This is a genomic window from Limnobacter sp. (assembly GCF_043511195.1).
In the GTDB taxonomy this organism is placed as follows: Bacteria; Pseudomonadota; Gammaproteobacteria; order Burkholderiales; family Burkholderiaceae_B; genus Limnobacter.
In genome coordinates, this window is sequence record NZ_CP121330.1 from 2,706,907 (window position 1) to 2,720,969 (window position 14,063).

Here is a 14,063-nt window from a genome sequence, read left to right on the forward strand (position 1 = left end):
CTTACAGGGAAGTGGCAAAAGTGACGTGCAACATCACGTCACCATGCGGTTGAATGGGTAAGCCCGACACAACTTTGGCCAGGTCAACTCGGAATTGGTGTTTGGGGGAGAATGCAAAACGGACGCCGACACCGTAGGACATCAAGTGCGGCTCAACCGGCGACCCAAACACCGGGTTGTTGAATTTCAATTGGGCAGCATCTACGAAGCCCACGAACTGCAATCGTTCAAACAGTGTTCCAAATGTTTTATTGATATTCGGCCCCATCAACTCGAGAGACTGGCGAAGGCCGCGGTCTGCGGAAACAACGCGTTCCTCGAAACCACGCACCGAGTAAACACCACCAGCACCAAACTGCTCACCAGGGATCAATGAGTAGTCGGTGTGCTGCGCATCCAGCTGCGCGGTCAAACGCCAACCTGGCATGACCTGTTCAGACCAGCTTGCATTGGCGCGAATAACGTCAAAATTGGCTTCGGCTGCAGGGTTGGTCATGCTGTATTGCGCAGTTGAATTATTTCCGCCGGTCACATAATTCTTGAAATAGCCAATTTGAAAAGCCCGCTGGCGAGAATCCTGCGCCTCGGTCAGGGAATACGACACGCCCACAGGCCGACTTTCCAGTTCAGGCACCAGGCTTGGGCCAAAACCATTGAGTTGCACCTGACTGACAAATTCTTTGATTTCATGAGAAAAAGTGAGCCGCGCGTCAAATCCCGCCAAGCGATCCAGTAATTTCACCCAACGAATGGCCACGGTGGTACCCGCACCGGCCACCGACACGGAACTGGCGGATGGGCCAGACCCCACACTCAAATTGCCCGCATCGACGTTGGAATCGCTGTAAGCCATTTCCAGCATGGAATCCAGGGAATAGAACGGCACCTTGTAATTCAAGCCGAAGACTTCGACATCAGACCAGCGGCCTGGCGAGGTCACGTACTGAAACGAGGCCATGTGGCCTTTGTTGAATGCATTGTTGTGTTGCAGAGCCAGGCCCATGCGGAAGTCGCCTGTGGCATTGGTGCCTGAATTGTCGAGTGTTAAATAAGCTGCCAAGGGATTTTGATCAGACACCTGTACTTTGGCATCCACCAAGCCGGGCTTGTCGCTGGGCTCCAGGCGCACGCGTACAATTTTTGCCGGATTGTCATTGATCAGACGCAGGTTTTTGTCCATGTCGACGGTGTTGATCAGGGCACCGGGCTGCAACACCACCAAACTTTGCTGAATGGATTCTGCGGTGAAATGATCATTGCCAGCCACGGTCACCACATCGAGTCGGGCATCCACAATTTGCAGCTTGAGCTTTTCTCCCGGCGTAATTTCCTGCTCAGGAATGAGCACACGAACAACCTCATAGCCCGCCTCGGCGTGTAGTTGCTCCACCGCCACGGTGGCCGCTCGTAAATCAGTAAAGGTGATTTCTCTTCCTGAAAAACCCTGCAATATCGACATCACTTGATCGCGCGGCACCAATTCTGGGCCCAACACCTCAAAACCGGAAAGCTGGAAGCTGGGTTCCTGATATTTGTCGCTGCTGGACTTCGAATTGGCTGTGCTTTCAGGCAAGGGTTGTGCATTCGCGAACTGCAAATGCGAATTGACCAACAGCACCACTGCACAGGCGACTGCGGATAGTTTGAATTTCATAGAATTGTTGTGTAACCGTTAAATGTTAAAAATCATTCCGGCCGATAAAATGCGCAGCGGCTGGCTTCCCGGATACTGCTGTAACTCTTTTTGAATCTGGTCGTGTTCTCTGGGTTTTAGGTGACTAATCCAGATTTCACATGCTGCGTTTAATTTTTGAAGCTCACCAAACAACAAACTTGGGCACAAATGCTTGGCCAAATCTGCAAGCCATTTTTCCTTATCGGGAAAAGCAGCCTCGATAAAGAAATAATCTACCTTTTTTGCCTGGTTGATAAGGGTGAACAACCGGTCTGTTTGGTGTGTGTCTCCAGAAAAGCACCATCCACCTGTGGGCGTATCAAGGAATACACCCACGGCAGGCACCGTGTGGTCCACTGCCACCGTTGTAATTCTGCGTTTACCGAATACCAGTTCTTCTTCAGGCTGTATCTCAACATACTCCAGTACCGGGTTTTCTGCATTCGGAATTTTTGAGAAGTCAGGCCATATTTCCTCATTGAAAATATGCTGTTGCAAGGCCTTGATTGTGGGGGGGGTGGCATAGACCTTCAACGGGCGTTCACGACCAACGCCCACCGTATCGATCAGGAAGGGCAATCCACAAATGTGATCAAGATGTGAATGCGTGATGAAGACATGCTCAATTTGCTCCAAGCGAGCAAAGTCAAGCTCGCACAACCCTGTGCCTGCATCGATCAAAATATCGCTGTCGATCAGGAAGCTAGTTGTTCCTTGTCCGGGGATACCGATACTGCCGCTGCAACCCAACACCTCTACTGTAGAGTGTTTTTGCATCAAAGCCTCGTAAGAATGACGACTGCGTTGTTATGTAATTTTGTGAAGTAAACCCAGTATATCCGGAATTGCCTTACGCCCAGCCTCGTAACCCAAGGCAACGATCTCTTCTCTGCGCTCAAACTCCATCAATCCGATTTGCTCGATCGGAGGTTGAACATACAAATCACTAATCACCTTGGCTTGCCTTGATTTCTCAATGCCACCCAGCTCAATGACCCGCATGAGCGACTTCATCATGCTGGGCATTTGCACGCTGCCCTCATCGACCATGTGCGCGGTGATGTCTTCCTCAAGCCCAACATCCACGGTGAGAATTTTTCGTGCGCCGCGGGCACGCATGCAATCAACAGGCACATTGTTGACCAGTGCGCCATCTACCATGACATGCCGACCCGCCATGAAAGGCTCAAAAAACACGGGAATCGACGTACTGGCGCGCACCGCCTCCCACAACGGGCCTTGTTCAAACAAAAACTGATTGCCCGAGGTCAAATTGCAGCTCACCGCGAAAAACGGAATGGGTTGATCTTCAATCAACAAATCTCCGAATACGCTCTGGTACATGTCATTGACTGCCTTGCTTTTTACAAAACCGTGTTTGGGTATCCAGTAATCAGTCAGTTTCAATGGCAATCCTTTTTTAAAACTGGTAGCCAGCACTTTGTTCACTTCTGCTGAAGATCGACCCGACGAAATCAGGGCGCCAACCAGTGCACCCATGGATGTTCCACCCACAGAGTCAACCACCACACCGGCCTCTTCAAGCGCTTGAAAAAATCCGGCATGCGCAAACCCGCGGGCACCACCACCGCCAAGCACCAAACCAAGAGTCAGCCCCAGCACATGGCGTGCCGTGCGTGCATTGTCTGAATGGTGCCCCCGCCGCACATGCAGCAGTTTGAAACCGCTGCCAAATTCTTTGTGTATACGCTCAACCACCGACTGCTCAACCCAGCCCGCCTCGTGAACAAGGACAAACCAAACGGGCAAATCATCGTTGGCCGATTTCAGTTGTGCCCTCAATAATTCGCAACTGCGCGAATCATTCAAGGTACTTGCGCAGAGCATCACCACCATGCAATCCACTTCTTCGATCAGGCGGTCGTCCAGTTGCTCCAGCGGTTCAGTCTCGATCATTTCCACCAGCCAGCTTGTCGCACTGAGCGAATGGGGTGGCGTCACATCGCTGAGCTGCTTCCATCGCCGCAATTCGCAATGCCGTGCCATGGCAGACTGAAAACCTTCGATCGCCTGCGTGTTAAAACCCTCGGGCCGAACAAATGACTGAAACAAAATAAATTGATGCTGCTTCAAAGGACCGCTGTACCCGAGTTCTCGCTTGAATCGGGACACCAACATTCGGATAAGGTGATGGTAGACCGATCTGCTGTACTCGCCGAATTGTTCCAGGGCAGCCTGATCGATCTGGAGTAGAACACTGTCGCGGCGGGCAGAAATTGTGAGCGTGCGAGGGGCTTGGTCAAAAAAACCAAGTTCGCCGATCATTTCACCTGGATAAAAAGAGAGGGTAATGTCTTGAAAACCATCCGGACGAAAACGCTGCCCTTTCAGCTGGCCTTGTAACAAAAGGTAAAAATGGAGACTGGCCTCACCTTGTTCAAACAAGGTGTCAGCACGGCGCAAATGAACCAGTTTTGCCAACCGAATTAACTGCTCAGCTTCACTTGGCTGAATTTCGAGCTTTTTAGACAAAAGCTCAACGGCATAACTCAGCTCTATCACTGGCAAGTCAGCGGGTTCGGACAAAGGGGCACCGTTATAAGAATAATTTGACTGAATGTTAGCAAACTATTGCCTTGCCAAACACCTACCCCCATGGGGCCCCCGATCCGCGATTGCCTATCGATTCAGAAATCCTTTGAAGGCATCTTTTAATTTTTCCTCCGCCTTGCCTTTCAATTCTTCCTTTTTCTCATCTATTTTGGGTTGCAGTTTGGCTTTTGCGGCCTCCTTGGCCAGTTCTTTGAACTGCAACTCCCATTGAACCCCGGTGAACGGGCCATACAGGCGAACAGGCACGGTCACTCCGTTCAAACCGGAATCAAGTGTTTTGCCATCCTGGCCGGTGCTGGTTGCGACCACGGACGCTTTGGCCAAGTAATCAAGGCTGTTCTTGACCAGGTTCACTTGCCCGGCACCACCAATTCGAAACAGCGGCGCCATCACGCTTAAATCGTTCGAAGTTGCAACGCCATTGGCAATGTCAAAACTAACTGCGAGGGAACTGAAATCGGTTTTCTGGGTGGAATCTGTTTTTTGCGTGGCATTGCTGCCGCTGCTTAGCAGCGATTTGGCATTGCGAAACCGCTCGGCCAGGTTGATGCCTCTAATGGCCCCGTCTTGCAAACTGACAGACACCTTGCCATCCAGCGCGGCCTTCATCTGGTTCACGGTATTGCCGGTGGTGCGAATATTGATTCCCACATTGCCCTTGCCCTCCACCATGTCTTTGTCCAGCAAGGCTTTGATCACCGGTTGAACCTGAACACCGGTCATGTTCTGGTTCACGGTCACGGTTTGGGTGTTTGCATCGGCGGTGATCACACCCTTGGTTGATCCACCATACAACTTTGCATCCAATGGAGAAATAGTCAGCTTGCCACCCCGCGCCACTGCCTTGGTTTTCACTTGCTGAGCCTGAAGATTGGACACCTTCAATTCACCAATATTGGCGGTAATGTCCAGATTCAAATTGCGCAAGGGGCTTAGGTCAACTGGCGTGTCTTTGGCGGTTTCTGCAGGCTTGCCTGAATTGGTGGAGTCAGCCGCTTTTTTGGGCGGCAGCAGCGCATCAATGTCCAGCTTGTCTGCGTTCAGCACTGCAGTAATTGCTGGCTTGGTAAAGTTTTTCACTGCCGCTTTCAAATCGAAACGGGTGGCTTCAAATTTCGAATTCAAATCCAGTTCGGCAGTTTTCTCGGTGTTATTGACCACAAGCCGACCTGCCAAGGGCATGCTGGCTTCTTTTTTAGGCAATGCCGGGTCTTTCACATCCAGCTGCCCGGTCAAGGCAGCCAATTCGATTAACTGACTTTTCATGTTCAGGCTCATGGGGCTGGCCAGCTTCAAATTCACTGTGCGCTCGCCTTCCACCAAATTAACCGTGGTGTTCAAGGCTGCAGAAACCGCCTGCTTTAAATTACCCTGCAAGCCAGTCAAATCGATCGTGGCTTTGATACTGCGTGTGGGCTGCTTCAAATCCGCTTTGAAATTGAAAGCTTCGCCGCGGGCAACCGTTTCACTGAGTTCCAGCGAGGGCGAGTTCAAACTGACATCGAATGCGCCCACATTGGGCAATTGCCCTTTGGCCTTGGCATCCAGCGACTGCGCTTTGACTTCCAGCGTTTTCGGGTTTACGTTCAACGTACTGGCCTGCACATTCACATCAGCCTGTTGTTGATCCAGTTGCCCCAACACGGCAAATTTCAGGTTTTCAAAATTGGCATACAGGTTTTCACCCAAACCAAACTCAAGGCGGGTGTTCAGGTCAATGTTCAAATCAGCTTGTGGTTTGTTGGCTTTCACATTGCCCTTCAGTGCAATGTCGGTTGGCACGCCGGGTTCAATGCGGCCGCTTTGCATTGAGAAGTCATTCAGGGAGGCTTGCAGACCTGTTTGATTGTCTGTGTAGGTCACATTTACTTTTTCAAGCGCGATCGAGTCCACCGAGAAATTCAGTGCTTGCTCACCCGCTTGCTGCGTTGGTTCAGGCTCTGCTTGAGGCTCGTCTTTTTTCTCGGGATTGCTCAAGTCATCGAAATTGAACTTGCCTTCGGCGTTTTTCACCACGTTCACAGTGACACCGCTGGCCTGGACAGCGTCGACAACCACTTCGGAACTCAACAGGGGCAATAAGGCCAATGAAATGCTGACCTTGTCCGCTTTCAGAAATTGATCGGTGCTTTGAAATTCAGAGAGTGTTACGCCATTCAGGTCGGCGCCAATCGAGGGAAACCACTTTAACTGCACAGGGCCGGTGAATGCCAAATCACGCTGCTGTTTTTCCTTGACCACCGCACTGGCTTTATTCAACAAAGCCTGCTGGTCAATGGTATTCACCAAAATCGCTGCGGTGGCTGCCAATACAACTGGCACCCCCACCACAATGCCCACACCCCATGCAATCGCCTTTTTCATGGCGCACCTCCCTTAAGCTGCTTGTTCGTCCGTGGTCTGGCTGATCTTGCTCCACACACTTGGGCCTTTGGCCACTTTTTCAATCTCGGTCAAATAAGCCACGTGCAAAGCCAGCTCATCCTCAGTCGGTTCGGGCTCTGGCAAATCCAGGGCGCTAAGTTTAATGCGCTCTACACCGTCATCGTCATGGTGTGCATTCAGATCAATCACCAGGCTATCTTGCCCGCGTGTCATGGCCAAATACACCTCAGCCAGAATTTGCGAGTCAAGCAAAGCGCCGTGCAATTGCCGGTGCGCATTGTTCACGCCAAGTCGGTCACACAACGCATCCAGATTGTTGCGTTTGCCGGGAAACATTTCACGCGCCATGCCCAGGGAGTCAATGACGCCATCCACATAATCGGCCATCTTGCCCAAACCAAGGCGTTCAAGTTCGCCATCCAGAAAACCGATGTCAAATGATGCGTTGTGAATGATCAGCGTGCTGCCTTGCACAAAGTCGAGAAAATCTTTGGCGATCTGTTTGAATTTGGGCTTGTCCGCCAACATTTCACCGGAAATTCCATGCACCTGAAAAGCGCCCTCATCCACCTCGCGTTCAGGATTGACGTATTGGTGAAAATGATGATCGGTGACTTGCCGTCCGTTCACCTCAATACAACCAATTTCAATAATGCGGTGGCCTTGCCGAACTTCCAGACCAGTTGTTTCAGTATCGAGTACCACGTATCTCATTGTTTCATCACCTTTTCTACACCAAGGTTTGCCAACGCATCGGCCTTTTCGTTACCGGGGTTGCCGGAATGGCCTTTTACCCAGTGCCAGCGAACCAAATGGCGCACGCTGGCTTCGTCCAGTATTTGCCACAAGTCGGCATTCTTCACCGGCTTTTTGTCCGAGGTTTTCCAACCGTTCATCTTCCACTTCGGCATCCACTCCAATACTCCTTTACGCACGTACTGCGAATCGGTGTACACGTCGATGCTGCAGCGCTTCTTCAAAGCATTCAATCCTTCAATGACAGCAGTCAGTTCCATGCGATTGTTGGTGGTATTCAATTCACCGCCACACAATTCTTTGGCATGGTCACCCGATTGCAAAAACACACCCCAACCACCTGGCCCCGGGTTGCCTTTGCATGCCCCGTCGGCATACATCACAACGCTGGCAATTCTCTGTTCACTCACAATAAAATCCTGTTGGCCTTATCCACGGTCGCCTATTGTAGGTGTTTTATTCAGCGCCTTATTGGCCACAGGTTTCAGTTGACGCGCGGATACTTTTTTGTCCTTGAAAGCAGGGCCAATCAAACGCATGCCGCGCACGCGCTTGACTGCGCATACAAAATAGACTGCGCCACAGACGGGCCACCACCGGTCGCCCGCATGCTCCATGAAACCCATGTGGCTCAGGCCCTTCTCGGTGAAGGCGGGAAAGCGATAGCAACCAAAACGACCAAACTCGGGTTCACAGGAAAGCAGTTTCAACCAGTCCTTCAAGCGACTCAAATGAATGGGTTCACAACCTTCTGGCCACACAGGTGCCCAGCGTTTCAGGGCGGCATGGCGCAAGCCCCACAATGACATTGGATTAAAACCGGTAATAACCACGCGCCCTTCGGGCATTAACACCCGCTCTACCTCGCGCAGCAACTGGTGAGGATTCTCAGAAAATTCGAGCACATGCGGCAACACGATCATGTCCAGCGATTTGCTCTCGAAAGGCAATTCTTCAAACTCGGCAAAACAATCCGGGCTGATCACCTCGACACCGGCAGGCTTGTCGGCCACCAAACCCTGCTGCACATAGGCTTTGTGCGGAATGCGGCTTTCTTTGAGACCATCGACCAAGCGGGTGCCAAGTTGCACCGCCCTGAAGCCAAACAGATCGGGCACCACTGAATCGATCCATGCCTGCTCACGACTTGTGAAGTACCGGCCCGCTGGCGTGCTCAACCATGCGTCGAGTGCTAACATTTGAGCTTGTTGTGTACTCAGTTCGTTCAGGGGTTCAGATGGAATCATTCAAGTCTTCTCAAGTTTCGAATTGGTCGGTCTACGGCATTCCGGCCTTTCAGGACAATTACCTTTGGGCGATCGTGCATGAACCCAGCAAGGCCTGCATGGTAGTAGACCCTGGTTGTGCCAAGTCGGTTCAAGATTTTCTGGACGCCCGTGGCTACCATCTTAGCGGTATTTTGATCACCCATCACCACATGGACCACGTGGGGGGAATTGATGCGCTGTTGGGCAAAGCAAAGAAAGACCTGCCGGTGTATGGACCCGCCAGCGGACGGATTGCGCAAATCAATCGCCCGGTGCGCGAGGGCGACACGGTGGATGTTCACTGCCTGGTGGCAAAAGTTCTGGAAGTACCGGGCCATACGCTGGATCACATCGCCTACGTGATCGAGCTCAAAGACACCATGAACAGCGAGGAAGTCTGGATGTTTCCCGGCGACACACTGTTTTCCGGCGGTTGCGGCCGCTTGTTCGAAGGCAGCCCCCAGCAAATGTTCGAATCGCTTCAAAAACTCAATCAATTTCCTGCAAATACCCGGGTGCACTGTGCGCATGAATACACAGAATCCAATATGCGCTTTTCGCGAGCCTACGCACCAGACTCCAAAAAAATTGAAGATCGAGAAAGTGAAGTCCGCAGAATTCGGGAACAAGGATTAAGCACTATTCCGACAACACTGGAGACCGAACGGCTCAGTAATTTGTTTATCAATGCAGCAAACCCCATTGAATTCAAACAAATACGTGAGGCAAAAGACAAATTCTGATCGCAATAATCAATTAACATTATTTTACGATCACACTTATTTGAAATAATTCAAGGGGTATCACTCAAGCTGGGGCATGGGTCAACTCTCGATTGACCTACACAAAAGTTCAACATAGGATGCACTTTCGTTTCGCACTTCGCCCTGCCCGGCACCCATACCCTTTGAAACACGACTCGTTCAAAAATGGAATCAAGCACGCAGTTAAAACGCCCTCCTTGGGACGTTTCAAGGCGATGCTGACGGTTTTGGCCGGTCTATTTCTCGGGCCCAACCTTGCATGGGCCAACACCCAGCAAGCAGAAATTGCACTAAACGGTGGCAACGAAGACGCACAACTGTTTGGACTGGTCGCACCAAACCCTGGACTTGAATTGAAACTGTCAGGTCCTCTGAAGCTGATCACACTTGATTTTGCTGAAGAACCGGGCGATGTGTGGGCCGACATCCGAAAAGGCTTTTCAATACCCGACCTTGAAACACCGGCGATCAAAGTTCGGGAACGTGCGCTGCTGAAAAACAAACGCCTGGTCAACACCATGCTGCAGCGTTCCGAGCCCTATATTTATTTCATCGCCCAGGAATGTGCAAAACGCGGTATGCCCTCCGAGCTTGCGCTGCTGCCTTTCATCGAAAGCCAATTCAATCCGCATGCCCGCTCTCCGTCGGCCGCTGAAGGTTTGTGGCAGTTTATTCCCAGCACAGGTCGTCAGTTTGACTTGAAACAAAACACGTGGGTGGATGAACGCCGGGACCTGGTGGCCTCAACCCGAGCCGCACTGGATTACCTGACCTACCTGTACGACATGCATGGCGACTGGCACCTGGCCTTGCTTTCCTACAACTGGGGCGAAGGATCCGTGTTAAGGGCAGTAAAAAAAGCACAAGAGGCTGGCCTGGAACCCACCCTGGACAATCTTGAATTGCCCCTGGAAACAAAACATTACATTCCCAAATTACAGGCTTTGAAAAACCTGATCTAAAACCCGGAGCGCTTCGGGACCACTTTGCCCAAGTTTCCCAACAAGCCTTACTTTGCGGAAATCAAACGCAGCGCAGACGTTGATCTGCGAGAAATTGCCAGACTGGCAGGCGTTGAACTGGAGATAATTCGCAAATTAAACCCAGGCTTGAACCAACCAATTTTGTATGCAGCCCACAGCAACACACTTCTGGTACCCATTGAGTACAGCGCAAAAATTCAGGCAAGCCTGAGCGTATACAAACCACCCAAACCCCAACGCAGCTACACCGTGAGGAAAGGAGACACCTTGGGTGAAATTGCAGCGCGTTTTGACGTGAGCGTTAAGGCTTTGCAACGCCTCAACGGATTGGGCAAGAAGAAGCTGATCAAACCCGGAATGAAATTGGGCATTCCCAACGCCCCAAAGCCAGGCAACTGGGAATCCTGAATTGTTACAACACAGGTGCAGCGTCGATAAGCTGGCGGGTGTAGGCATGCTGTGGATTGGCAAACAAATGTTCTGCGGAACCTCGTTCAACGACATCGCCGTGCCTTAGCACCACCACTTCATCGGCCAGATACTGCACCACAGCCAGGTTGTGGGTAATGAACAGCAAGGCTACGCCTGTTTCGTTTTGCAATCGCTTGAGCAAATTCAGTATCTGGGCTTGCACTGAAACATCCAGCGCAGAAGTGGGTTCATCACAAATCAAAATCTTCGGCTCAGATACCAAGGCACGCGCAATCGCGATGCGCTGGCGTTGCCCTCCAGAGAACTCATGCGGAAAACGCGCAAGTGCCTCGGCGGGCATGCTGACTTGATCGATCACTTTCGCGATTCGCAAGGCGCGGGCCTGCGCATCCATGTCAGGACGCAAACTCAGCAATGGTTCTTCCAGAATTTCAGCAATTCGGTGGCGCGGGTTCAGCGAGGCAAAGGGATCCTGAAACACGAATTGAATTTTAGAACGCCAGCCTTGGGGGCCGCGTTCGGCCCACTGGCGAAGTGGTCGGCTTTCCATCAGCACATCGCCGTCTACTTTCGCATTGCTGCCCAGCAGGCCCAACAAGGCCCGGGCGGCTGTGGTTTTACCCGACCCTGACTCACCCACCAAGGCCACGGTACGGCCCTGTTGCAAGGTTATATCCAGCTTGTTTAAAACAGGTTTGAATTGTTTTTTCAGCAAACCACCTTTTTCAGGATAGGCCACTGACAGCGACACAGTTTGCAAAACCACTTTGCCCTGTTTACCGATCGATACCGAGTCATCGGCAGCCTGCAAATTGGCCTGTGGTTTCTTGAACGACAAATCAGCATGGTAAAAACAGCGCACGACATGGGTGTCTGTGGCAGCACTCAATTCAGGAGTGCTCTCTTGGCAATTGTCTTGCGCATGCATGCAGCGGGCGGCAAACCTGCAACCCGGCTGCGGGTTGACCAAAGAGGGCACCCGGCCCTCCAGCGCATACAAGGCCTGCCCGCGCTGGGCCTGGCTTGGCAAGGACTTCACCAGTGCGTGGGCATACGGATGCCGCGGCGCCGCAAAAAACTCGGCGGTGCTGGCTTTTTCAACCAGTTGGCCTGCATACATGAGCCCCACCGTGTCAGCCATTTGCTTCACGATGGCCAGGTCGTGCGTAATCAGCAGCATGGCCATGCCCTGCTCACGCTGCAGGGTTTTCAGCAAATCCAGCACTTGGGCCTGAATGGACACATCCAGGGCGGTAGTGGGTTCGTCCGCGATCAGTAAGTCGGGCTTTACACTCAAAGCCATGGCGATCATCACCCGCTGCTTTTGCCCGCCCGACATTTCAAATGGGTACTGTTGCAGGCGTTTTGCAGGCTCGGGAATGCCAACTCGGGCAAGCCATTCCTCGGCCTCTTTCAAAGCCTGTGCTTTGCTGGCGCCTGTGTGCAAGCAAATGATTTCAGTGAGCTGATCGCCCACTGTCATCACCGGGTTCAGGCTGGTACCGGGCTCCTGGAAAATCATGGCAATGCGTTTGCCCCGCAAGGTTCGCATGGCAGTTTCGCTGATACGCAATACGTCCGTACCCTCGGTACTGGCAATGCCCTCACTTAATTTCACTTGTCCGGCCACAATGGCGCCACTGTCGGGCAGCAAGCGCGCAATGCTCAGCGCTGTCATGGACTTGCCACAACCCGATTCGCCCACCAAGGCGAAAGTCTGCCCCTTTTCAATGGCCAGAGAAATGTCGTCCAATGCATGCACCCAACCGGCCTCGCTGGCCAGCCGGGTAGAAAGTCCGTGGATGTCGAGCAAACTCATACGCTTACACCCTTACCAAAGATTGTTTCAACTGGCGTGCGCGGGGATCGAATGCATCACGCACGGCATCGGCAAACAGGTTGGCTGACAGCACAAGCAACAGCATGAATACAAACGCTGCCACCAGGCTCCACCACACAATCGGTTCACGGCTTAACTCCAACCGTGCCGCATTAATCATGGTGCCGTAACTGAAGGTACTTGGGTCTACGCCCACGCCCACATAACTCAGCACGGCCTCGGCCAGCACCAGGCCAGAGAAATCCATCACCATGGCGATCAGAATCAGGTGCATCAAATTGGGCAACAAATGCGAGAACAGAATTTTTACGCTGGAAACACCACTGGCCCGTGCTGCGAGAATGTAATCCTGCTCGCGCATTTTCAATACCTCGCCGCGAATTAGTCGGGCAAGCCCTGTCCAACTGGTCAAGCCCAAAATAGCGCACAGGAAAAACAGGCGAAGGTCTGCCTTTTCAACCGAGGATGCAAATGCTTCGGGGTTGGCATCCAGTGCAACCTGCAACATCAGTACCGTTGCGGCAATCAGCAGCACGGAAGGAATGGAATTCAAGGTGGTGTAGATGTACTGAATAATGTCATCGACCCAACCCCTGAAATAACCAGCGGCCAAACCCATGGCAATGCCCACGGGCAGTGTTAGCAAAGTGGTCAACAAGCCAATCAGCATGGCGGTGCGCAGGCCTTTCAAGGCGATGTAAAACACATCAACACCCACCTTGTCGGTGCCCAGCACATGGTAGGCCTCGGCCCACTTCCACACCACACCGCCGAGAATACACAACACAAACAAGGTCCACACCACAGCCTGATATGCACCACTGCCGGTGAACACACTGATGTTGTTTTGGTGTTCGGCATTGGACATGGCCCGGCGAATAATCCACAAGGCCGAGAGGAAAAATGCCCACAACACCGCACCGCCCAGTGCGCCTTGATACGCCCGTTTCAAGAGGTCCTGGCCTTTCAGGCTTTCATCTTGCAGGTGCGCGCCACCAAACTGCAAACGGGCATAATCGCGTACGGGTTTGCCGTTCAACTCCATGGTCTCTTTGCTCAGTGCTCGAGTGGCCAGGGGCGCGGAATACGATTTTTCGCGCTCGTAAGCCAATGGGCCCAAGGCGACGTCCAGCACCGAAATGATGGGATTGGCATAGCGGCTTTGTTGCTCAACATTCAAACGAAGATGAACACTGTCCAACAAGGTAATGACCACCGCCAACAGCAGAATCACCAAACTGGCACTGGCAATTTTTGATTGAAACACCAAACCCCAAGAAGCGCGCGACAACGGGCTTTTGATCACACTGCGGGCATAGGCCAACACGCCCAAAACCAGCAGCCAAATGAGTACATCAGTGAGCAATAGTGTGGGTATCATCAGCC

At 52.1% G+C, this 14,063-nt stretch carries 12 protein-coding genes; 3 read left to right on the forward strand and 9 right to left on the reverse strand.

Features of this window, described 5'->3' with window-relative positions:
- Position 1: 1 nt before the first annotated feature.
- From P0D43_RS12880 to P0D43_RS12910, 7 genes are all read right to left on the reverse strand, one after another.
- Positions 2 to 1,654 (reverse strand): ShlB/FhaC/HecB family hemolysin secretion/activation protein, encoded by a 1,653-nt coding sequence (locus tag P0D43_RS12880; protein ID WP_341237466.1) that lies wholly within the window; start codon positions 1,652 to 1,654, stop codon positions 2 to 4.
- 18 nt (positions 1,655 to 1,672) lie between these two features.
- On the reverse strand, positions 1,673 to 2,452 hold the full coding sequence (locus P0D43_RS12885; protein ID WP_159571326.1) for a 3',5'-cyclic-nucleotide phosphodiesterase: 780 nt from the start codon (positions 2,450 to 2,452) through the stop codon (positions 1,673 to 1,675).
- A gap of 30 nt (positions 2,453 to 2,482) precedes the next feature.
- On the reverse strand, positions 2,483 to 4,222 hold the full coding sequence (locus P0D43_RS12890) for a patatin-like phospholipase family protein (protein ID WP_394672601.1): 1,740 nt from the start codon (positions 4,220 to 4,222) through the stop codon (positions 2,483 to 2,485).
- 93 nt (positions 4,223 to 4,315) lie between these two features.
- Entirely contained in the window at positions 4,316 to 6,613 is a 2,298-nt protein-coding gene (locus tag P0D43_RS12895; RefSeq protein WP_394672602.1) for an AsmA family protein, read from the reverse strand.
- Positions 6,614 to 6,625: 12 nt separating this feature from the next.
- Positions 6,626 to 7,348 carry a DNA polymerase III subunit epsilon gene (dnaQ, locus tag P0D43_RS12900; RefSeq protein ID WP_159571334.1) on the reverse strand — a complete coding sequence of 241 codons (723 nt, stop codon included), beginning with the start codon at positions 7,346 to 7,348 and terminating at the stop codon, positions 6,626 to 6,628.
- On the reverse strand, positions 7,345 to 7,785 hold the full coding sequence (gene rnhA, locus P0D43_RS12905) for a ribonuclease HI (protein ID WP_201301496.1): 441 nt from the start codon (positions 7,783 to 7,785) through the stop codon (positions 7,345 to 7,347). The genes dnaQ and rnhA overlap by 4 nt, the downstream gene beginning before the upstream one ends.
- Positions 7,786 to 7,818: 33 nt before the next feature.
- Positions 7,819 to 8,637, reverse strand: coding sequence for a methyltransferase domain-containing protein (locus tag P0D43_RS12910; RefSeq protein WP_341237469.1), 819 nt, complete (start codon positions 8,635 to 8,637; stop codon positions 7,819 to 7,821).
- On the opposite strand from P0D43_RS12910, the gene gloB reads away from it, so the two are divergent.
- The 3 genes from gloB (at position 8,628) to P0D43_RS12925 (ending at position 10,813) form a co-directional block, all read left to right on the forward strand.
- Positions 8,628 to 9,401, forward strand: a complete 774-nt coding sequence (gene gloB, locus P0D43_RS12915) for a hydroxyacylglutathione hydrolase (RefSeq protein WP_159571340.1) — start codon at positions 8,628 to 8,630, stop codon at positions 9,399 to 9,401. The genes P0D43_RS12910 and gloB overlap by 10 nt on opposite strands.
- 119 nt (positions 9,402 to 9,520) lie before the next feature.
- A complete protein-coding gene (locus tag P0D43_RS12920; RefSeq protein ID WP_394672603.1) occupies positions 9,521 to 10,384 on the forward strand; it encodes a transglycosylase SLT domain-containing protein in 864 nt (287 codons plus the stop codon).
- Positions 10,385 to 10,408: 24 nt separating this feature from the next.
- Positions 10,409 to 10,813 carry a LysM peptidoglycan-binding domain-containing protein gene (locus tag P0D43_RS12925; RefSeq protein WP_394672604.1) on the forward strand — a complete coding sequence of 135 codons (405 nt, stop codon included), beginning with the start codon at positions 10,409 to 10,411 and terminating at the stop codon, positions 10,811 to 10,813.
- A 4-nt stretch (positions 10,814 to 10,817) separates the two neighbouring features.
- Here the strand turns inward: P0D43_RS12925 and P0D43_RS12930 are convergent, their stop codons facing one another.
- Both P0D43_RS12930 and P0D43_RS12935 read right to left on the reverse strand, forming a co-directional pair.
- A complete protein-coding gene (locus P0D43_RS12930; protein ID WP_159571346.1) occupies positions 10,818 to 12,656 on the reverse strand; it encodes an ABC transporter ATP-binding protein in 1,839 nt (612 codons plus the stop codon).
- 4 nt (positions 12,657 to 12,660) lie between these two features.
- Positions 12,661 to 14,058 (reverse strand): ABC transporter permease, encoded by a 1,398-nt coding sequence (locus P0D43_RS12935; RefSeq protein ID WP_159571349.1) that lies wholly within the window; start codon positions 14,056 to 14,058, stop codon positions 12,661 to 12,663.
- Positions 14,059 to 14,063 lie beyond the last annotated feature (5 nt).